The organism is Capsulimonas corticalis (assembly GCF_003574315.2).
Taxonomy (GTDB): domain Bacteria; phylum Armatimonadota; class Armatimonadia; order Armatimonadales; family Capsulimonadaceae; genus Capsulimonas; species Capsulimonas corticalis.
The window spans coordinates 1553136-1573096 of the sequence record NZ_AP025739.1 but is presented as its reverse complement, the minus strand read 5'-3'; the positions used below and the strand labels follow the sequence as shown (position 1 = coordinate 1573096).

The 19961-nt window shown below is 62.0% G+C and carries 14 protein-coding genes and 1 rRNA gene; 10 read left to right on the top strand and 5 right to left on the bottom strand.

Annotated elements, in window-relative coordinates:
* Positions 1-56 precede the first annotated feature (56 nt).
* The 5 genes from D5261_RS06710 to D5261_RS06690 all read left to right on the top strand — a co-directional run bounded on the left by D5261_RS06710 (position 57) and on the right by D5261_RS06690 (position 10573).
* Positions 57-3446 (top strand): glycoside hydrolase family 2 TIM barrel-domain containing protein, encoded by a 3390-nt coding sequence (locus tag D5261_RS06710; RefSeq protein ID WP_119324481.1) that lies wholly within the window; start codon positions 57-59, stop codon positions 3444-3446.
* Between the two features lie 242 nt (positions 3447-3688).
* Entirely contained in the window at positions 3689-5968 is a 2280-nt protein-coding gene (locus D5261_RS06705; RefSeq protein ID WP_119324482.1) for a WD40/YVTN/BNR-like repeat-containing protein, read from the top strand.
* 148 nt (positions 5969-6116) lie between these two features.
* Positions 6117-7391, top strand: a complete 1275-nt coding sequence (locus tag D5261_RS06700) for an ATP-binding protein (RefSeq protein ID WP_119324483.1) — start codon at positions 6117-6119, stop codon at positions 7389-7391.
* Positions 7392-7405: 14 nt separating this feature from the next.
* Entirely contained in the window at positions 7406-8659 is a 1254-nt protein-coding gene (locus D5261_RS06695; RefSeq protein ID WP_119324484.1) for a tetratricopeptide repeat protein, read from the top strand.
* A 45-nt stretch (positions 8660-8704) separates the two neighbouring features.
* Positions 8705-10573, top strand: a complete 1869-nt coding sequence (locus D5261_RS06690; RefSeq protein ID WP_218025753.1) for an ABC transporter ATP-binding protein — start codon at positions 8705-8707, stop codon at positions 10571-10573.
* Between the two features lie 326 nt (positions 10574-10899).
* Here the strand turns inward: D5261_RS06690 and panC are convergent, their stop codons facing one another.
* The 5 genes from panC to panB all read right to left on the bottom strand — a co-directional run bounded on the left by panC (position 10900) and on the right by panB (position 14444).
* A complete protein-coding gene (gene panC, locus D5261_RS06685) occupies positions 10900-11769 on the bottom strand; it encodes a pantoate--beta-alanine ligase (RefSeq protein WP_119324485.1) in 870 nt (289 codons plus the stop codon).
* An 11-nt stretch (positions 11770-11780) separates the two neighbouring features.
* Entirely contained in the window at positions 11781-12347 is a 567-nt protein-coding gene (locus D5261_RS06680) for a TFIIB-type zinc ribbon-containing protein (protein WP_119324486.1), read from the bottom strand.
* 163 nt (positions 12348-12510) lie between these two features.
* Positions 12511-13134, bottom strand: coding sequence for a 2,3-bisphosphoglycerate-dependent phosphoglycerate mutase (locus tag D5261_RS06675; RefSeq protein WP_119324487.1), 624 nt, complete (start codon positions 13132-13134; stop codon positions 12511-12513).
* Positions 13135-13223: 89 nt separating this feature from the next.
* Entirely contained in the window at positions 13224-13568 is a 345-nt protein-coding gene (locus D5261_RS06670; RefSeq protein ID WP_119324488.1) for a DUF4870 domain-containing protein, read from the bottom strand.
* Positions 13569-13652: 84 nt separating this feature from the next.
* Positions 13653-14444, bottom strand: coding sequence for a 3-methyl-2-oxobutanoate hydroxymethyltransferase (gene panB / locus D5261_RS06665; protein WP_119324489.1), 792 nt, complete (start codon positions 14442-14444; stop codon positions 13653-13655).
* Positions 14445-14582: 138 nt separating this feature from the next.
* Here panB and D5261_RS06660 point away from each other — a divergent pair, with 138 nt between their 5' ends.
* The 5 genes from D5261_RS06660 to D5261_RS06640 all read left to right on the top strand — a co-directional run bounded on the left by D5261_RS06660 (position 14583) and on the right by D5261_RS06640 (position 19737).
* Entirely contained in the window at positions 14583-15104 is a 522-nt protein-coding gene (locus D5261_RS06660) for a BsuPI-related putative proteinase inhibitor (protein WP_165864599.1), read from the top strand.
* A 219-nt stretch (positions 15105-15323) separates the two neighbouring features.
* Positions 15324-16049, top strand: coding sequence for a (d)CMP kinase (gene cmk, locus D5261_RS06655; protein WP_119324491.1), 726 nt, complete (start codon positions 15324-15326; stop codon positions 16047-16049).
* Positions 16046-16732 (top strand): lysophospholipid acyltransferase family protein, encoded by a 687-nt coding sequence (locus D5261_RS06650; RefSeq protein ID WP_119324492.1) that lies wholly within the window; start codon positions 16046-16048, stop codon positions 16730-16732. The genes cmk and D5261_RS06650 overlap by 4 nt, the downstream gene beginning before the upstream one ends.
* A 101-nt stretch (positions 16733-16833) precedes the next feature.
* Positions 16834-17247 carry a DUF3052 domain-containing protein gene (locus D5261_RS06645; protein ID WP_119324493.1) on the top strand — a complete coding sequence of 138 codons (414 nt, stop codon included), beginning with the start codon at positions 16834-16836 and terminating at the stop codon, positions 17245-17247.
* A gap of 981 nt (positions 17248-18228) precedes the next feature.
* Positions 18229-19737 (top strand): 16S ribosomal RNA (locus D5261_RS06640).
* Positions 19738-19961: the final 224 nt, after the last annotated feature.

Here is a 19961-nt window from a genome sequence, read left to right as displayed (position 1 = left end):
CAGAATTTCCATACGCTTACGGCGATTTCCTCTGAAAAGTACGGCATAAAGATTTTATGAACAAAAATGTGTATTTGCTGGCGGCGCTGCTCGCCTCTGCGGCGGGAGCGCCGGCGGCGCATGCTGATATGTCTCGTGTCAGCGCGGCGTCGCTGCCGATCCCCCTGCCCGCCTCCCTTCCCATGCCTCCCGACCGGCTGCGCGCTCACAACGCCTGGAATCTGCCGATGATGGGCGACTGGCGGTTTCAGCTCACGCACGGACATATTGTCGATCGCCAATTCGTTTCTTCGGCCGAAGACGGGGGCGGCGCGACGGCGTCGAGCAATGAGACGAATAATACGCCGAGGATGGCGTTCGACGGCAACCCCGGCACGCGCTGGTGCGCCGACAGCAGCGCCGTTCCGCAGTGGATCCAGGCGGATTTGAAGAGTGTGCGCCATTTGACCGGGGTGACGCTTGCCTGGGAGACGCCCGGCAATCGGTACCGCGGCCGCATTGAGGGCAGCCCGAATGGGAAGGATTGGACGGCTTTGGCCGATTTCACGGCGGCTCCGGGGATCGGCGACGGGCCGGTGACGATTCCGGAGCTGGATGTTCGCTATGTCCGCCTCACGATTACCGGGACTCAGAGCGGCTGGGCGTCGCTGCGCGAAGTTCAGCTTCACCTGAACGACGCGGGACAGGATGTCGTTTGGAAGCCGGACCCGCCGCTGGCCCCTGCCGCCGATCCGCATCGGGATGATTTCGCGCAGCCGGGTTTTGACGACGCGGCCTGGAATACGCTGGCCGTTCCCTCCAACTGGGAGATGGCCGGCTACTCCATTCCCACATACAACTCCGTGGACGACACCGTGGGGCTTTATCGGCGCTGGGTGATGGTTCCGAAGGCGTTCGCGGGCCGGCGTATCTTCTGGCGATTCGACGGGGCGCTGGAAGGCGCGGAAGTGTTCGTCAACGGCAAAAAGGCCGGCTATCATGAGAGCGGCTACACCGCCTTTGACGTAGAGCTGACGGGGCTGGTCCAGCCCGGCAAGCGCAATCTGTTCGCCGTGCGCCTTTCCAAGACAACGCCGTCGTCGGACGCGGAGACGGGAGACTTTCAGTGTATGGGAGGCATTTATCGCGAGACATCGCTGATCGCCGTTCCCAAGACCCATATCCACGATATCACGCTGGACACGCCGATCGCCGCGAACGATCGTGACGCGACTCTCGTGACGGATGTCCAGGTGGAGGGCGCGCCGGGCGAGTCCGTCGCCCTGACCGGAGATCTGGTCGGCGCAGATGGCAAATCGACGCCGATTTCGCTGACGGGCGCCGGCCGCATCGGCGCCGATGGAGCCGCGGCGATCCATCTGAGCGCGCCGGTGACGGCGCCGAAGCTCTGGTCGGCGGAGAAGCCCAATCTCTACTATCTGGTTCTGCGTCTGACGAGCGGCGGCAAAATCGCCGAAAGCGTCCAGCAGCGCTTCGGATTCCGCCAGGTCACGATCAAGAACAACGTCGTGCTCTGGAACGGCAAGCCGATCAAGGCGACCGGAACCTGCCGTCACGATTTCTGGGCCGACAAGGGCTTCGCGCTGACCGACAAAGAGTGGACCAAGGATTTGCAGCTCATGAAGGACGCGAATATCAACGCGATCCGGACATCTCACTACAATCACGCGGCGCGCTTTTTGGAGCTCTGTGAAGAGAAGGGCTTCTACATTCTGGACGAAGTCCCCTTCTGCTGGATCAACGAAAAGAACGACGACCCCGCGTTCGCCCCGGCGCTGCTGCTGCGCGCCGCCGACACCATCGGCCGCGACAAGAACCGCCCCTGCGTCCTCGCCTGGAGCATCGGCAACGAGAACGGCCTTGGCAAAAACTCGCAGACTTTGATCGATTTTGTGGAGAAAGCCGAACCGACGCGGCCGGCGTTTGTCTCGCAGCAGGGAACCTGGGGACCAAAGGGACAGTCCTTCGACGATATGCATTACCCCACCCCCGCCGATGTGGACCGATATCTGGGCGGAGACGCCAAAAAGATTCCGGCGGTCTTTTCCGAGCACCCGCATATCTTCTACCAGCAGGCGATGCAGGACTACGATCCGGGAACGTCCGATCTCTGGTCTGAGGTCATGATCAAGACCTGGGAAAAGCTATGGGCGTCGCCGACGATTCTGGGCTCCTTCATCTGGGAGTGGCAGAACCAGGGAATCGCCGACAAGAACAAAGATAAGACGCGCGATTTCTATCTCGGCCCGAACCACATGCGTCAGGAAAACGACAAGGGCGTGATGGACGCGTTCCGCAACCCCAAGCCCGAATGGTGGATCGTCAAGATGGCCTACAGCCCCATCGGCATTGGAACGCGCGTCGTGAGCGCCTCCGCGGGCGCGTTTACCGTGCCGCTGACGAACCACTATTCGTTCACCGACGCCAAAGAACTGGCCTGCCATTGGTCCGCGATGCGCGGCGACACAGCGCTGCAAAGCGGCGTCTCGCGCATCGCCTGCGCCCCCGGCGCCTCGGTGAGCGCCAGCTTCCCCGCGCCGGCGGGCGCCACCGCGCTGACGCTGGAGTTCGTCCATCCCGACGGCCGCAGCGTCACCCTCGCCCGCCTGCCCATCGAAGGCGCGCCGACTCCGGCGGCTCCGGCCGGAATCGTCGGCGCCCAGCCGCTGACCGCCCAGGATACTCCAGACGCCCTGACCGTCCGCAGCGCCCAGCAGACGATCATCTTCGACAAAACGACGGGCGGCATCCGCTCCTGGCGCGCCGCCGACCGCGATCTGCTGACGGGCGCTCCCATCTTGAATCTGGGCGAATCCGACACCGTTGACGAAAAGGGCTTCTACCATGCGCCCCAGCCGCCCGTTTTGAACGGCGCCGCCGTGGCGTCGCAGTCGAATCCCGATGGAAGCGTCCGCGTGACGGCCACGAGCAAAGTCCTCGCCTCGGCCGCCGGCGATCCTCTGGGAACGCTGACAACGACTTATGACATCCAGCCAAACGCGCAGATTACGGTCGCCTGGCGGCTGGATTGGACGGCGCCGGAAACACGCCTCTGGGAAGCGGGCCTCAAGCTTCCCCTGCCCGCTTCTTATTCCCAAATGGGCTGGTCGCGCGACTCCTACTTCACGGTCTACCCTGCCGGCCATATCGGCGAGCCATCGGGAACCTGCCACGCAGGCGACACGCTCTTCCGCGCCTCCAAGCGCGACCTGCACTGGATGACGCTGACCGACGCCAACGGCGCCGGCCTCGCCCTCCTGTCCGCCGACACGCCGCTCACGGCCCGCGCCCAGCCCGCCGATTCAGGAATCACCCTGCTCGCCAGCCGCGATATTTCGCCCACCCGGGAGTTCAGCGGCCCCTGGGTATCTGAGCACGACATCGTCGCCGCGCCCGGCAAGCCGCTGTCGGGGAGCTTTGTACTGCGGGCGGTGGCGGGGCGGTAGGATGGGTTTTCCCGGTGACGTTGAACCCGAGTATAAAACTCGGGCCTTGGGAGTTGCTTCGCGACTAACCACCCAAAGGGTACCCGCGTGCCGGACGCAAATGCCTGCTTTCGATGACAGTTTCCTCCGTCCGGAACGGACGGTTAGCGGCTCTTGCCGCTCCCAAGACCCGGGTTTCATAACCGGGGAGCGTGTGAGTAGGCGACTGCGATAAACTCAATTGACCATCCACAAGGAAAACCATGACCACAAGAAATAATCCTCTCCTCGCATCCTGTCCCCGCGCCGGCGCGCTCGTGAGCGTTATGCTGCTCGGTGGGCTCGTCTCCTCCTGCGCCGCCGAGCCCAGGGTTACGGCTCCGGTCAAAGTCATGGCGGCGTCGCCGACCCCGGCTCCGTTGCCTCAAGCCGCGATTCCCTCGCAGCCGTACCAGTGGCGGAACGTCGCGATCATCGCCGGCGGGTTTGTGGATGCGCTGCTGTTCCATCCCATGCAGGAAGGATTGGCGTACGCGCGCACGGATATCGGTGGCGCTTATCGATGGGACAAGGCGTCGGCGCGGTGGGTTCCGCTCAACGACTGGGCGGGCGGCAAGGACGGGAATCTGCTCGGCTGCGAGAGTATCGGGATGGACCCGACCGATCCGAAGCGTCTTTACCTGGCTCTGGGAACTTACACGCAAGGCTGGGCGGGAAACGGCGCGATCATGCGCTCGTCCGATGGCGGCCGCACATGGCGGCGTACGGATATGGCGTTCAAGATGGGCGGCAATGAAGACGGCCGCTCGGCCGGCGAGCGCTTGATGGTGGATTCCCATAAGAACGGCGTTTTGTACATGGGATCGCGCAATGACGGCCTCTGGAAGAGCGCGGATTACGGCGCGACCTGGGCGAAGGTCGAGAGCTTTCCGGTGACGGGACGCACGAACGGCGTCGGCGTGGTCTTTGTTGTGTTCGACCGCGCGAGCGGCGCGGCGGGCGCTCCGACGCCCACAATCTATGTCGGCGTTTCCCAGAAAAATGGACCGGGATTATATCGAAGCGCGGATGCCGGCGCGACATGGACGGCCGTCGCCGGGCAGCCGCAGGGCTTGCTGCCGCATCACGGCGAGATGGACGCGCAGGGCGCGCTTTATTTGACTTATAGCAGCGCCCCTGGCCCCAATGATGTCGGCGACGGCGCGGTTTGGAAGCTCGATACGAAGACAAACGCCTGGACGGATATCACGCCGCAGAAGCCGAACACGGGCGGAGCGCCGGGATTTGGTTATGCGGGGCTGGCGGTGGACGCGCGCCATCCCGGCGTCGCCCTGGTTTCGACGATGGACCACTGGAGCGGCGGCGACACGCTCTTTCGGACCACCGATGGCGGCGCGCACTGGACGGATCTTGGCCCGAAGACAAAGCGGGATTGGTCGCTGACACCCTATCTGACCTGGGGTAAGCCCAGCGCGTCGCTGGGCTGGTGGATCGGCGCCCTGGCGCTCGATCCGTTCCATCCGGGGCATGTGATGTACGGCACCGGCGCGACGATCTGGGGCAGCGACGATACGGACAACAGCGGCGTCACCCACTGGTCCGTGCGCGCGGCGGGCCTGGAGGAGACGGCGGTCAATGATCTTGTCAGTCCGCCGGTGGGCGCGCATCTGCTGAGCGCCCTGGGCGATATCGGCGGCTTTCGGCATGACGACTTTGCCGTTTCGCCGCGTTCGGGGATGATGAGCAATCCGATCTTCACCACGACCTCAAGCATCGACTACGCCGCGTCGGCCCCGAACATCGTCGCTCGCGTCGGCCGCGTCGACGGCGGCGCCAAACGGGGCGCCTACTCGACCGACGCCGGCGCGACCTGGACGCCCTTCGCCTCCGAGCCTGCGGGAACGCGCGGGTCCGGCTCCGTCGCGGTCTCCGCCGACGGCAAGACGTTTGTCTGGGCCTCTGAAGGCGCCGCGCCGGCCTACTCTCAAGATCTTGGGGCGACCTGGAAAACATCCGCCGGATTGGCGGCGGATAAGGTGAAGGTTATCGCCGACCGCGTTGACTCGGACACGTTTTACGCCATGGACGACGCTCATCTCTTCGTCAGCACGGATGGCGGCGCATCGTTTGCGCCGTCCGCCGGGTCTCCGCCGCAAGGCGCCGCGCAGCTGCGCGCGGCTCCGGGACGCAAGGGCGATCTGTGGGTGACCGCCGGAAACAGCGGCGTTTATCATTCGACCGATGGCGGCGCCGGCTTTGCTCCCGTGGGCCGCGTCCCCAACGCCCAGAAGATCGGTTTCGGGAAGGCGGCGCCCGGCCGCGACTATCCCGCCATTTACCTCACCGGCGAGACCCAGGAAGGCGCGTCGGGCGTGTTCCGCTCCGACGACGCCGGCAAGACCTGGGTGCGTATCAACGACGACGCGCATCAGTACGGCTTCAGCGGCCAGTCGGTCACCGGCGACCCGCGCGTCTACGGGCGTGTTTATATGGGCAGCAACGGGCGCGGAGCGCTCTATGCGGACCCCGCGCCGGGGAAATAGACTGGTTTGGATCCTGGTTCTTCTTATTTGACAGCGAACTGAAACCAAAAGATGTCTCTCCACGGCGCAACTGGAGGTACAATCCGTGCGAGAGCATCTTCGCCTTCGCTGCGCTCCATCAGTTCTCTGAAAGACAAGGAACCGATCCATGGACCCGAGCATCATCGCCGCTATCCAAACCGCTGTTGACAACGAACCGGGGAATGTCGCCCTGCGTTTGCATCTGGCGTCTCTCCTGCTGGAGGCCGGGCGTCCGGAGGACGCGCTGGCGCAGTGCGCCGCCGTTCTCGCCAATCAGCCGGACCATCTGGACGCATTGGAGAAAGCCGCGCTGGCGGCGGAGCAGAGCGGGGATACGCTGCGGGCCCATGGATATCGGCGTCTCCATGAGTCGCTTTCCTGGAACCGCGCGAAGAGTCTGATCGAGGATTACGTTCCGTCCGAAACCCTTGACAACACTCCCGGCGAGCCTCCGCGCGTGCGGATCGATGAAGAAGGCATGCGCGTTCCTTTGGCCGAGGAAGAACGCGAGCCGGAACCCGAGGCGTGGGAAACCGAGAAGCCGGAGACGACTTTGAAGGATGTGGCGGGCATGGCCGAGGTCAAGCGCCGTCTGAACATCGCTTTTTTGACCCCGATGCGCAACCCCGACATGATGCGTCTCTACGGCAAGTCGCTGCGCGGCGGGCTTTTGCTTTACGGCCCTCCGGGGTGCGGCAAGACGTTTATCGCCCGCGCCGCCGCCGGCGAACTGGGCGCGAAGTTCCTGACCGTCGGCCTGACCGATGTCGTGGATATGTGGCTGGGTCAGAGCGAGAAGAATCTGCATGAGATCTTCGAAACGGCGCGGCGGCAGAAGCCATGCGTGCTGTTCTTCGACGAGATCGACGCGCTGGGACGCAAGCGCAGCCTGTCGCGCGAGTCGGCGGGCCGGGGCGTGATCAATCAGCTGCTCGCCGAGATGGACGGCGTGGGCGACGCCAACGACGGCGTCTTCGTATTGGCCGCGACGAACCATCCCTGGGATGTGGATGTCGCGCTGCGCCGCCCCGGACGCCTCGACCGCACCCTGCTTGTCCTGCCGCCCGACGCCGCCGCGCGCGAGGCGATCCTGCGCGCCCGCATGCAGAACCGGCCGACGGAGAAGATCGACTACGCCTGGATCGCGAGCAAGACCGAGGACTTTTCCGGCGCCGATGTTTCCCACCTCTGCGAATCCGCCTCGGAGCTGGCGATGGAAGACTCGCTCGCGCAGGGCAGCGCGCGCCCGATTCGCATGGAAGATTTCAAGCGCGCCATGAAAGAAGTCCGGGCGAGCGTTCGCCCCTGGTTCGACACCGCCAAGAACTACGCCCTGTTCGCCAACGAAGGCGGGGTTTACGACGATCTGCTCGAATATCTGCGCGCGCGGCGGATGATGTAGGAGCGCCGCCGTCCATGAACCCACACCTGCGCCGCGCTCAGCTCTTTCTTCAGCAATCCCGCAGTGAGAACGCCCTGAGCGAAATCCACGCCGCCCTCGCGATGGATCCGCACGATCCGGTCGCGCATGGTTTCCGCGCCCTGGCGCTTGGCGGCCTCGACCGCCCGGCGGAAGCGGCCGACGCGGCGCGGCAGGCGGTGCATTTCGGCCCGGATATCCCCTATACCCACTATGTGCTGGCCTGTATTATGGAGGACCAGGGCAAGCTGACCGAGGCCGAGCGCTCGATCGGCGAGGCGCTGCGCCTGAGCCCCGACGATCCCGATCTCTACGCGCGTCTCGGCCAGATCCATATCCGGCGAAAACGCTGGGCGTCGGCGCTGGAGGCGGCGGAGACAGGGCTGGCTTTGGAATCCGATCACATCGCCTGCGCCCAGCTGCGCGCGATGGCGCTGCGCCATCAGGGGCGGCGCGATGAAGCCGAACTCGCGCTGCGCGCCGTGCTCGCCCGCGATCCGGAGAACCACCATAGCCACACGCAGCAGGGGTGGGTCTGCCTGGAGCGCAAGGATTCGGCGCAGGCGCTGTCGCATTTCCGTGAGGCCCTGCGTCTGAAGCCCGAAAGCGCGGCGGCGCGGCAGGGGATGGTGGAGGCGCTGCGGGCGAAGTACTGGCTGTACCGGGTCATCCTGGGCTACTTTCTCTGGATCGGCCGCTTCAGCACCAATGTCCGTCGTGGGATTTTGATCGGCTTCTGGCTGGTTGCGCGCGGCGCGCAGGCCCTCGCCGCCTCGAATCCGCACCTCCGCCCTTTGTTTCTTCCCGTGATCGTCCTCTACGTCCTGTTCGTCTTTTTGAGCTGGACCGCGCAGCCCATGTTCGATCTCCTGCTCCGACTCGATCCGCTCGGCCGCGTCGCTCTGACTCGCAACCAGATCGCCGCCTCCAACTGGGTCGGACTCTGCCTGCTCCTCGCCGCCGGCTCCGCGCTGCTCTGGCTCGTCACCAGCTCGCCCGGCCCGCTGGTCGGGGTGATCGGCTTCCCGTTGCTCACGATCCTGGTCAGCCAGAGCGCCGCCCGCAACACCCGCCGCGCCGCCATCTTCAACGGCGTCCTCGTCGCACTCGTCGCCGCCGTCTGCATCGCCGCGACCTTTGGCGACGCCAAGTCCGTTTCCCCTAGTCTGCTTCCCGGCGGGATCGTCATCTTCGCGGTGTTCATCGCCGCCGCCACCTGGATCGGGACTTGGCGGAAGACGGCGCAGTAGCTTCGCGCTCAAGTTAAAGAGACTTCCAGGGAGGAAGCGACCAGAATGACAATGCGTATGGGCGGAAGAGGCGGGAATGGCGGTCAGAAAAAGCCGCTTACGGCGAATACCGTTCGGCGGGTCGCCCAGACGTTTGCGCCGTACGCGGGCCAGCTGGCGCTGATTGCCGGCTGTGTTTTTGTGTCGGCGGCGTTTGGGCTGGTGACGCCGTTCGCGCTGAGGCGCATCATCGACAAGGGTTTGCAGGTCCACGATATGGGCGTGGTGATCCACTACTCCCTGTTGACTTTGATCGCCACCGTATTCGCCACCGGATTTTCACTGGCCTACGGGTATTTCTCGGTTCTGGTGGGGCAGCATATCCTGCGCGATCTGCGCGCGCGTCTTTTCCATCATCTGCTGGGAATGTCGCTGCGGTTCTTCACCGCGACGCGCGCCGGCGAGATCCAGTCGCGTCTGACCAACGATTTCACCAATGTCGCGAGCGTTCTTTCCGACACAGTGGCGACGGTTCTTTTCAACGTCACGACGGTTCTCTCGACGCTGATTGCGATGTTCCTCTTCGACTGGCGCCTCACGCTGCTTTCGGTGGCGGCGATGCCGTTATTCGCCTACCTCGCCTCACGCGTCGGCGATTACGCGGGTGTGGTTCGCAAACGCTCCGCCGAACAGAACGCGGCGATTTCCGCCACATTGCAGGAGACCCTCTCGGTCTCCGGCGTGCTCCTGACCAAGACCTCCGGCCGGCAGGAGATCGCGGCGGATCGTTTTGCCGTGGAGAACGAAGCGCTTGCCGTCACGCAGATCCAGTCCGCCATGATCATGCGCTACTTCTTCAACATGATCCGTCTGACCTTTTCCATCACGCCCATTCTGGTCTATTGGCTCGCTGGCTTTCTGGTCGTCGCGCAGCACGACCGCAGCCTGACCATCGGAACCATCGTCGGGTTCACCGCGCTTCAGTCCGCGCTTTTGTTCCCGCTCACCAACCTGCTCAGCGTCCAGGCCGACGTCACGAGCTCGTTCGCGATGTTTGACCGTATCTTCGAATACCTTGACCTGAAGCAGGATATCGAGGATGCGCCCAACGCCGTCTCCCTCGAACCCTCCGCCGTTCGCGGCGCCGTCGCGATGGAGGATGTGAGCTTCCGATACGACTCCGCGCAGGAATCGCCCACGCTCGATCATGTCACTTTCCAGGCCGAGCCCGGCCAGCTCATTGCGCTGGTGGGGCCTTCCGGAGCGGGCAAGACGACCCTTACCTATCTTCTGCCTCGTCTCTACGACGCGGACTCCGGCAGAGTCACGATCGACGGGATCGATGTGAAAGACATCAAGCTCCAGTCTCTGGGCCGGCTGGTCGGCGTGGTGACGCAGGAGACTTACCTGGTGCACAACACCATTCGAGAAAACCTCAGATATGGGAACCCCGCAGCCACGGACGACCAGCTAATCGAGGCGGCGAAATCCGCGGCCATTCACGACCACATCGCCAGTCTGCCGGAAGGTTACGACACGGTGGTGGGCGAGCGCGGGTACAAGCTTTCCGGCGGCGAGAAGCAGCGGATCGCCATCGCCCGCGCCATTCTCAAGAACCCGCGCATTCTGATTTTGGATGAAGCGACCAGCGCGCTCGACACGCGCTCCGAGCGGCTAATTCAGGAAGCGTTTACGCGCCTCTCCGTCGGCCGCACCACCTTCGCCATCGCGCACCGCCTCTCAACCATTCTCTCCGCCGACGTCATTCTGGTCATCGAGCACGGCCGCATTGTCGAGCGCGGAACCCATACCGAACTCCTGGAGCGCAACGGAGCCTACGCAAAACTGTACGCCGCGCAGTTCGCCGGGGAGAGCGCCCCAGAAGACAGCGCGGACCCGCAGGAAGCGCCGCCGATTGCTGAAGGCGTTTCTTGAAGATAGCGTCGTGTTAAATCTCTGCACCGGCCATAATGTATTTTGCCGATTTAATGACGCAAAACTTTGGCGGATTTCGTAGTAAGGCCGGCGAATAAATTCGCGCCTAAAAGTACGGCCGTCCGCCTTCGCGGACTTTGGAGCCTACGGCATAGAAATATGCCTTCGGCATAAAGATCTGAACCCGCGCAGGCGGGTGAGCGTACTTTTAGGCGCGAATTTATTCGCCGGCCTTCTGACGTCGACCGGTTGCGCCATTTAATTGTCAAAATGCATAATGGCCGGTACAGAGAACAGGAACCCAATTCTGGGATCGGGGGCCGACCCTACCGCCGCAGGCCCGGACCGATCGGCGGGTTGAGCAGGCGGTTGTCGATCAACCGGACTTTTCCAAACGTGGCGGCGACGGCGGCGAGGGCGCCGTTTTCGATGGTGTCTATCTCTTGCAGCGTTTCGGGGTCGACGACGACGGCGTAGTCGATCTTGGCGCCGGGCTGGACTTCGATCGTTTGGCGCAGCCAGGCGGCGAGCTGGTAGGCGTCCTGCACGCCGGTATCGGCGATGGCCTGGGTGTCGGACAGGGCGCTGGAGAGGACCTTGGCGGCTTTGCGCTGATCGGGAGTCAGACGGACATTGCGGGAGCTGAGGGCAAGGCCGTCGGGTTCGCGCACAGTGGGGACGCTGACGATCTCCGTGGGGATGTCCAGGTCGGCGGCCATGCGCTTCACGAGCTGGAGCTGCTGCCAGTCTTTTTCGCCGAAGTAAGCGCGGTCTGCGCCGGCGATGTTCAGCAGCTTCGCGACGACGGTGGAGACGCCGTTAAAATGGCCGGGACGCGAGGCGCCTTCCAGGCGTTCAGACAGGGCGCGGACGACCACGACGGTGTCGAACTCCTTGGGGTAGACCTCGGCGGGAGCGGGCGTGAAGAGATAATCCACGCCTTCGGCGGCGGCGAGGGCCGCGTCGCGTTCGTCGTCGCGCGGGTATTTTTCAAAATCTTCGGGATCGTTGAACTGGGCCGGGTTCACAAAGAGCGTCGCCACGACGATGTCGTTTTCGGCCTTCGCCCGTCGCATCAGCGTCAGATGTCCCTCGTGAAACGCGCCCATCGTGGGAACGAGGCCGATCGTCTGATCCTCGCGTCGCGCCTGCCGCAATGCCTGCCGCAGCGCGGCGATTGTCGTGATTGTTTCCATACTCGCCTCGTCTAAACGCCTTCGCCTGAGTGCAGGAGGAAGGCGATCAATTCATGCCGCTTGGGGTGGCCTTCGATCCATATCTTGATCCGCCGCGCCTCCGCCAGCGTTTCCTCGCCCAGCTTATCCAGCCACATCTGCTCCAGCGCTTCGGCGCGTTCCTTGCGCCTCAGGTCCGACTGCCAGACATCGGAGAAGACATAATGGATATCGTCGTGGAGATTACGCGCCTTCAGCACATCCCACTCGCCGCCGTCCAGCCAGATCCCGCCACAATGGCCGCAGTGGTCCAGCGAGAACCCCACTCCATGGCCGACGCGATACGGCGTCAAGATATGCCCGTCCTGCGGACAAAGCTTGCCCTTACTGATCTCTGGAACCGCCGGCGTTTCCAACTCATCCGCCGGCCGCTCCGGCAGGTTCTCGCCATGGGCGTGCCGCCAGCTCCAATAGCGCTCCGCAGAGAGCCACTGACCGCCGCAGGCGGCGCAGGATTGGCTCGTGAGTCCGTTTTCGAGGGTGTGGTCAGTAAGGAGGGTGTGTTTGTCGATGGGACACGTCAGTGTGGTTGGCGGCATGGTTCGGGTGGCCCTCACCCCCCCAGCCCCCTCTCCCAAAATTGGGAGAAGGGGAGTCCGAAGGGATTATTTTAAGGATCTTAAATTTGGAATACCCTCAATTACCTCCTGCTCCCCCTCTCCCAATTTTGGGAGAGGGGGCTGGGGGGTGAGGGCCTTTATCTTACCGCTCGAACAAGTACGCGTGCGACAGGACGTTGCCCGCGTCGTCGAGGTCGTAGACCAGCGGGATGCCCGTGGGGATGTTCAGCTCCAGGACCTGCTCCTTGGTGAGCTTGTCGAGCGCCATGACGATGGAGCGCAGGGAGTTGCCGTGGGCGACGACCAGAACGTTCTTGCCGGCTTTGATGTCGGGGAGGATATGCGCTTCGAAGTACGGGAGGGTGCGCGCGGCGGTGTCCTTGAGGGATTCGCCCTTCTCTCCGGGCGGGGGAACATCGTAGGAGCGGCGCCAGATCTTCACCTGTTCGTCGCCGTACTGCTCGGCCGTCTCGGCCTTGTTCAGACCCTGAAGGTCGCCGTAGTGGCGCTCGTTCAGCGCTTCGTCGCGCTCGGTGGGCAGATCCTCGGTCTTGCCGGCGGCGGCGAGGGCGATCTTCGAGGTGTTGATCGCGCGCTGCAGCACGGAGGTGTAGACCTTATCGACCGGCAGGTCGCGCATATGCTCGCCGGCGATCCGGGCCTCTTCCTCGCCTTTGGGCGAAAGCGGGACGTCCACCCATCCGGTAAAACGGTTCTCTAGGTTCCACTGCGATTCGCCGTGGCGCACCAGTATCAATTTCGGCATGTCTCAAGCTCCTTGGGTCACATGGTTCGGCAGTATTATACCCGCTGAGCCGGTTCGCGGCGGGACCCCGCCGCGAACCGTTCCCACGATCAATGGATTTGCTTGCGGGCGAACTCGCCGATTACGGGAATCTCGTACCATTCGCCTCGGTTCGCCGCCAGGCCGGCGATGAGGCAGAAGACGATGTTGAGCACCGTGATGACTCCCCATCCGAGGATGTGCAGCACGGCGAAGCCGCTGAAGCTGAGCACCATGATCGCGATCTGGAAGAACAGCGCCTGCAATGCGTGGAACGCGGCGAAGTCCGATTTATCCTTCTTGATGAAGTACACGATCAGTGGCCCAAGCCAGCTTGTGAAGAAACCCAGCAGGTGCGCGAGCATGGCGCTGGTGCGGTCGTCGGCCGAAATCGGGTTCACGGGTGTGTCGTTCATGTTAGCCTCCGTCGAATCCAGGGACGCCTGGGGCGTCGAATTTGGTCTGCATGGGATATGACACGGCGTGCGGCGAAAAGTTGCTTATGGGAATCGTCCGGCTTCGACATCTTCCCGGTAGGCGCTGAGCGCCCGTTCGATCTCCGCGCCGATCTGCGCGTATTGCCGGACGTGTTTGAAGGCGGCGCGCTCCGGACGCATGCCGAGCAGGTCGCTGGTGACAAGCACCTGGCCGTCGCAGCGCGGTCCCGCGCCGATGCCGATGGTAATGATCTCCAGTTCTTCCGTGACGCGGGCGGCGAGATCGTCCGGGATCAGCTCCAGGACAATGGCGAACGCGCCCGCCTCCTGTACGGCCCGCGCGTCCTGCATCACCTGCTCGGCGCCTTGGGCGTCTTTCCCCTGCTTTTGCAGGCCGATCTGATTGACGCTCTGCGGGGTGAAGCCGATGTGGCCGATGACTGGAATACCGGCGTCCACCACCCGCCGGATCGTCGGCGCGATCGCCACCCCGCCCTCCAGCTTCACGGCGTTCGCCCCGCCCTCCTGCAATAAACGCCCGGCGTTGCGCACGGCCTCATCGGCGTTCACCTGATAGGATAGGAACGGAAGATCGCCGGCCACCAGCGCGTGGGCGACGCCTCGCCGGACGGCTTTGATGTGGTGGAGCATCATCTCCATGGTGCCGGGGACGGTGGAGTCGTAGCCGAGCTCCTCCATGACGAGGGAGTCGCCGACGAGGACGACATCGACGCCCGCGCGGTCGACTAATAACGCAGTCGGGTAATCGTACGCGGTCAGCATCGTGATTTTTTCGCCCCGGCTCTTTTTGCGGGCGAGCGCGGGGACGGTGATCGGAGAGGAAGAAGTGCTCATATCGCCTCAATCCCAGCGGCGGCCGCCGGGCGGTGTGTTCGGGAAGAGATGTCGTCTTTTCCTCATTATACTCGCCGCCGCCGGGAACATCTCGTTCCTTCATGTCGTCAAGGCGAGTATTGGAGAGGAGGAAACGCCATGCGTACGATGGGACAGATCGCAATTCTCGCCGCCGCCGCCGTGCTGACGGCGGGACATCCAAAAACAGTCAAGCCAGCCTCCGCGCCCGCCGGCGCCTCCGCCATGGCGCAGTCACACACCGTCAGCGGCTCCGGCGGCTCCTATGGAATGATCCTGGGCATCGACCAGACCGCATATCCCGCTTCGGCTGCGGCGGCGACGAAGCCGTATATCCACGCCGTCCTGTCCGTGTTCAACCATACCGGAGCCCCCGTCACCTACACCGGCGGCGGCCAGCAGTACGAGTGGCAGGTGGCGGACGCTTCAGGAAACATCGTCTGGGACTACGCAAAGGGGCGTATGTTCCCGATGTTCGTCATGAAGCGGACTTTGACTGAGACCGGCCTCACCTACAGTTACGACGTCCCGCTGCAAAACCAGGACGGAACCCCGCTGGCGCCCGGTCGCTACACCCTGCGCGGCCGGCTGCCGAATACGCTGGACCTCGCGGCGGAGATCGGGTTTACGGTAACGCGGTAGAGGATGGCCCTCACTCCCCTCCACCCGCAAGCGGGTACCCGGCTCTCCCAAAATTGGGAGAGGGGGAGTCAGAGTTTTGAGTTTTTGGATCAAAGATCCAAAATCTTACTCCTAACCCTCTCCTAAGATTGGGAGAGGGTGGCCCGAAGGGCCGGGTGAGGGCCGCTCCGTATTCCCACTTTCTTGACACGCCCCACCCCGCCCGGTTACAATAGAGTCATGATCAAATCGCCCCCGTCGCCGCAAACCGCCGCGCCGCCGCGTCTTCTCACAATCGCCATCGATGGGCCGGCCGGCGCCGGCAAGAGCACGGTTGCGCGCCATCTGGCGCAGCGCCTGGGCTATACTTACATCGATACCGGCGCGATGTACCGGGCGGTGGCGTGGGCGGCGCTGGATCGCGGGGCGCCGACGGACGATCCCGAGACGATTTCGGCGCTCGCCGAGGGGCTGGATATCCATCTGGAGCCGGGCGATTCCGACGATCGCGGCACGCGTGTCTTTGTGGATGGACGCGAGATCACCGATGAGATCCGTACGCCCGAGATCAGCAGCCTGACTTCTCCTCTGAGCGCCATTCCCGCCGTTCGCCGTCGCCTGGTCGCCTTGCAGCAGCGCCTCGGCGCGCTCGGCGGCGTGGTGATGGAGGGACGCGACATCGGCACGGTCGTGCTGCCGGACGCCGATATTAAAGTCTTCCTGACCGCGACCGCGCATCGCCGGGCCGAGCGCCGGCGCGCGGAGCTGGCCGAGCGCGGGCTGGAAGTGTCGTTCGACGAGCTTCTGGGGCAGATCGAGGAGCGGGACCAGCGCGATGCGTCGCGGGACGTCAGCCCGATGGTCGCGGCGTCCGACGCCCATGTGCTCGACAGCGACCCTTATACGGCCGACGAAGTCGTGGATCGCATTCTGATCTGGCATGACGAGGCGAGCGAGCGACGATGAATCCGAGGCCCGGCAGCGAGCAGCTCGGATGGCTGTACTATTTCACGCGCATCGTGGTGAAGATCGTGACCGCCCTGCTGGGCGGTGCGACGATCGTGGGCCGCGAAAATATCCCGTCAACCGGACCGGTGATCCTGGCCCCCAACCACCGCGCGAACATCGATCCCCCCTACCTTACCCTGCTCACCCCGCGCCAGCAGTTCTACATGGCGAAGGAAGAGCTGTTTGCGAGCAAGAAGTTCGGCGGCTTCATTCGCGGCCTGGGCGCCTTTCCGGTCAAGCGCGGCGAAGCCGACCGCGCGGCCCTGCGTTTCGCCGCCGACCATTTGAAAGCCGGCCACATCCTCACCATCTTCCCCGAAGGCACGCGCTCGGATGACGGCAAGACGCTGCTTCCCGCCGAAAAGGGCTTCGCCCTGCTCGCCAAGCAGACCGGCGCGCCCATCATCCCCATCGCCGTCGAAGGCACGGAGAAGGTCCTGCCCAAAGGCTCCTCCAAGATCCATCGCGCCCGCGTCATCCTCACCGTCGGCAAACCCATTACCGCGCAGCAGATCATCGAAGCCCACCCCGAAGCCGGTAAGGATGTCCTGACGCTGATCGGCAAGGAAGTCATGGGCGAGATCGCCAAGCTGATGCGCGAAGCGCCGCCGGTCCACACTTCCGAGCTTACTCCAAAATAACAGTATTCTGTAAATTTGTAAATCTAGTGTTTTGAAAACATCGGCTACTCTTACGCGCGCGTACACTATATGCGCGAAACCACAACTGGAAAGGCCCGTTGATGAGCGCCGGATACTCTCAGACTCCTCTCGTGAAAAAATTAGGCGTCAAGGCTGGAATGCGCGTCGCGTTTGTCAATCCGCCCGAGGGTTACCAGCTTCTCTTGGGGGAATTGCCCCAGCCGATCACGATCGCGGATCCGCGGGAGGGGCCTCTGGACTTCGTTCACTTCTTTACTCTGGAGAGCACGGAGCTGGAAATGCGCTTCCCCGATTTGATGCGAGCGCTGACGCCGAATGGGATGCTGTGGGTGAGCTGGCCGAAGCGCGCCTCCAAGATCGCCACCGATCTGAGCGACGTCCATGTCCGTGAGATTGGCCTGCGCCTGGGGCTTGTGGATGTGAAGGTGTGCGCGGTCGATGAGATCTGGTCGGGGCTGAAGTTCGTCTACCGGGTCAAGGACCGGGGCAGGTAGGCCATAGGAGCATAGCGCCTCAATAAAAATATTTCCGCCGCCTATTGACTTTGCCCTCGTCGTTGACGTATACTATCCCTCGCCGCCCAGCCAAAGTCGCTGACGGTGAGAAGCAATGATCGCTTCACGAAGCACATTCCCCAGTCTGCAAAAACAAGTTGAAAAAACTTTTCCCGAAGGGTTGACTTTCTTCCCTCCGAGAATGTATACTACTCCTCGCCGCCCAGCCAAAGTCGCTGGCGACGAGAAGCGAAGAGTGCTTCGATCGAGAGTTTGCTGGATGAAAATCGCAAGCTTCGAAAACAAGATTTGAAAAGATTTCTGATCAGGGGTTGACAAACGCTGCAAAGCGAGTGTATAATATCCCTCGTCAGTCAGCCGAAGAGCGAACTTTACGAGAGTAAAGTGAAGACTTCGGAGCCGATAAGAGCAAGAACGAACCTCCGCGCTGCAAGGGTAACCGAGTGGGGGTGAGCAGAGTTTGACTTCAGAGCAATCTGAATTTCAGAGCGATCTGAATTATAGTCACGCTTTTCTTACCTATGACCGCAAGGCCTATCCTCAGGGTAGCGTGGTTTTTTATTGCTCGAAATCTGGGGTTGATCTTGATATTTGTCAAGCTTTACTCTGGAAACCTGGACAGGGTGCCGAATAGGGCAGTGTCCGGGACGGCGATGCACATTGATAACTAAATAGTGAAATCGTGTAAACAACAACCTTTGAGTGCGTACTCCTCATACTAGGGCTAAGGCTTTCTATTTATAGAATTCTGTAGTCTTCTGGAGAGGAACGAATAACGAATAAGGGGTCAGGGATAGTCCGCGGTTTCTGCATAATGGATATATTGGTGTAGTTTACTATAGCATATATTCGCGGAAACTTAGCAAAACTATTGGAACTATGGACCTAGCCGGCCATAGTATCTCAAACGCATCTCATGATTTTAGGATCTGGGGCTTCGGCTTCAGTCTTTAAATATTATTCATGGAGAGTTTGATCCTGGCTCAGGACGAACGCTTGCGACGTGCCTAAGAAATGCAAGTCGAACGGGGTAGCAATACCTAGTGGCGAACGGTCGCGTAACACGTGGGCAACCTGCCTTGAAGCGGGGGACAACAATCCGAAAGGGTTGCTAATACCGCATGTGAACTTTTGTGGCATCACGAAATGTTCAAAGCTTTATGCACTTCAAGATGGGCCCGCGGCCTATCAGCTAGTTGGTGGGGTAACGGCCTACCAAGGCTTCGACGGGTAGCTGGTCTGAGAGGACGATCAGCCGGATTGGGACTGAGATACGGCCCAGACTCCTACGGGGGGCAGCAATTAGGAATCTTGCGCAATGGGGGCAACCCTGACGCAGCGACGTCGCGTGGAGGATGAAATCTTTCGGGATGTAAACTCCTTTTACCAGGGAAGAAACAAATGACGGTACCTGGTGAATAAGCCCCGGCTAACTACGTGCCAGCAGCCGCGGTAATACGTAGGGGGCGAGCGTTGTCCGAAGTTACTGGGCGTAAAGCGCGTGTAGGCGGGTCTTTAAGTGAGGGGTGAAAGGTTCGGGCTTAACCCGGACACTGCCTTTCATACTGGAGACCTTGAGTGCGGGAGAGGCGAGTGGAATGGTCGGTGTAGCGGTGAAATGCGTAGATATCGATCGGAACACCCATGGCGAAGGCAGCTCGCTGGCCTGTAACTGACGCTGAGACGCGAAAGCGTGGGGAGCAAACAGGATTAGATACCCTGGTAGTCCACGCCGTAAACGATGAGTGCTAGGTGTCAGGGGTATCGACCCCCCTGGTGCCGCAGCTAACGCAATAAGCACTCCGCCTGGGGAGTACGGCCGCAAGGTTGAAACTCAAAGGAATTGACGGGGGCCCGCACAAGCGGTGGAGCATGTGCATTAATTCGTCACTAACCGAAGAACCTTACCAGGGTTTGACATCTCTGGACATCCCATGAAAGTGGGCTTTCCTCGCAAGAGGACCAGAAGACAGGTGTTGCATGGTTGTCGTCAGCTCGTGTCGTGAGATGTTGGGTTAAGTCCCGCAACGAGCGCAACCCTCACCCAATGTTGCCAGCGTGAAAGACGGGAACTCTTTGGGAACTGCCCGTGTAAGCGGGAGGAAGGTGGGGATGACGTCAAATCGGCATGGCCCTTACATCCTGGGCTTGACACATGCTACAATGGCTGTTAACAAAGGGACGCAAGACCGCGAGGTGGAGCCAATCTCAAAAATACAGTCTCAGTTCAGATTGCAGGCTGCAACTCGCCTGCATGAAGTCGGAATCGCTAGTAACCGCAGGTCAGCTAAACTGCGGTGAATACGTTCCCGGGCCTTGTACACACTGCCCGTCAAGTCACCTGAGTTGTCTGCACCCGAAGCCGATGGCCTAACCGCAAGGAAGGAGTCGTCTAAGGTGTGGGGAGCGAGGGGGACTAAGTCGTAACAAGGTAGCCGTATCGGAAGGTGCGGCTGGATCACCTCCTTTCTAAGGATATTGAGCTGCTGCTAGTCTAAGCAAAGACGTTCAGAATACGAAAGTATAATGAACTGGCAGGCTTAGCGAAGCGCGCTCTATCAGGTCGATCTATCCCTTGAGAGAGCAGATATCTAGTATATCTCTCTCGAATGACTCCTTATTCGTCACGAAAAGGTTGACACGATTTCCTATTTAGTTTTCAATGTGCATCGTTTTTTCTTTCACAAGAGAAG

Coding starts and splice junctions, on each gene's coding strand:
- D5261_RS06710 (WP_119324481.1), top strand. CDS start 57: ATGAACAAAAATGTGTATTTGCTGGCGGCGCTGCTCGCCTCTGCGGCG.
- D5261_RS06705 (WP_119324482.1), top strand. CDS start 3,689: ATGACCACAAGAAATAATCCTCTCCTCGCATCCTGTCCCCGCGCCGGC.
- D5261_RS06700 (WP_119324483.1), top strand. CDS start 6,117: ATGGACCCGAGCATCATCGCCGCTATCCAAACCGCTGTTGACAACGAA.
- D5261_RS06695 (WP_119324484.1), top strand. CDS start 7,406: ATGAACCCACACCTGCGCCGCGCTCAGCTCTTTCTTCAGCAATCCCGC.
- D5261_RS06690 (WP_218025753.1), top strand. CDS start 8,705: ATGACAATGCGTATGGGCGGAAGAGGCGGGAATGGCGGTCAGAAAAAG.
- panC (WP_119324485.1), bottom strand. CDS start 11,769: ATGGAAACAATCACGACAATCGCCGCGCTGCGGCAGGCATTGCGGCAG.
- D5261_RS06680 (WP_119324486.1), bottom strand. CDS start 12,347: ATGCCGCCAACCACACTGACGTGTCCCATCGACAAACACACCCTCCTT.
- D5261_RS06675 (WP_119324487.1), bottom strand. CDS start 13,134: ATGCCGAAATTGATACTGGTGCGCCACGGCGAATCGCAGTGGAACCTA.
- D5261_RS06670 (WP_119324488.1), bottom strand. CDS start 13,568: ATGAACGACACACCCGTGAACCCGATTTCGGCCGACGACCGCACCAGC.
- panB (WP_119324489.1), bottom strand. CDS start 14,444: ATGAGCACTTCTTCCTCTCCGATCACCGTCCCCGCGCTCGCCCGCAAA.
- D5261_RS06660 (WP_165864599.1), top strand. CDS start 14,583: ATGCGTACGATGGGACAGATCGCAATTCTCGCCGCCGCCGCCGTGCTG.
- cmk (WP_119324491.1), top strand. CDS start 15,324: ATGATCAAATCGCCCCCGTCGCCGCAAACCGCCGCGCCGCCGCGTCTT.
- D5261_RS06650 (WP_119324492.1), top strand. CDS start 16,046: ATGAATCCGAGGCCCGGCAGCGAGCAGCTCGGATGGCTGTACTATTTC.
- D5261_RS06645 (WP_119324493.1), top strand. CDS start 16,834: ATGAGCGCCGGATACTCTCAGACTCCTCTCGTGAAAAAATTAGGCGTC.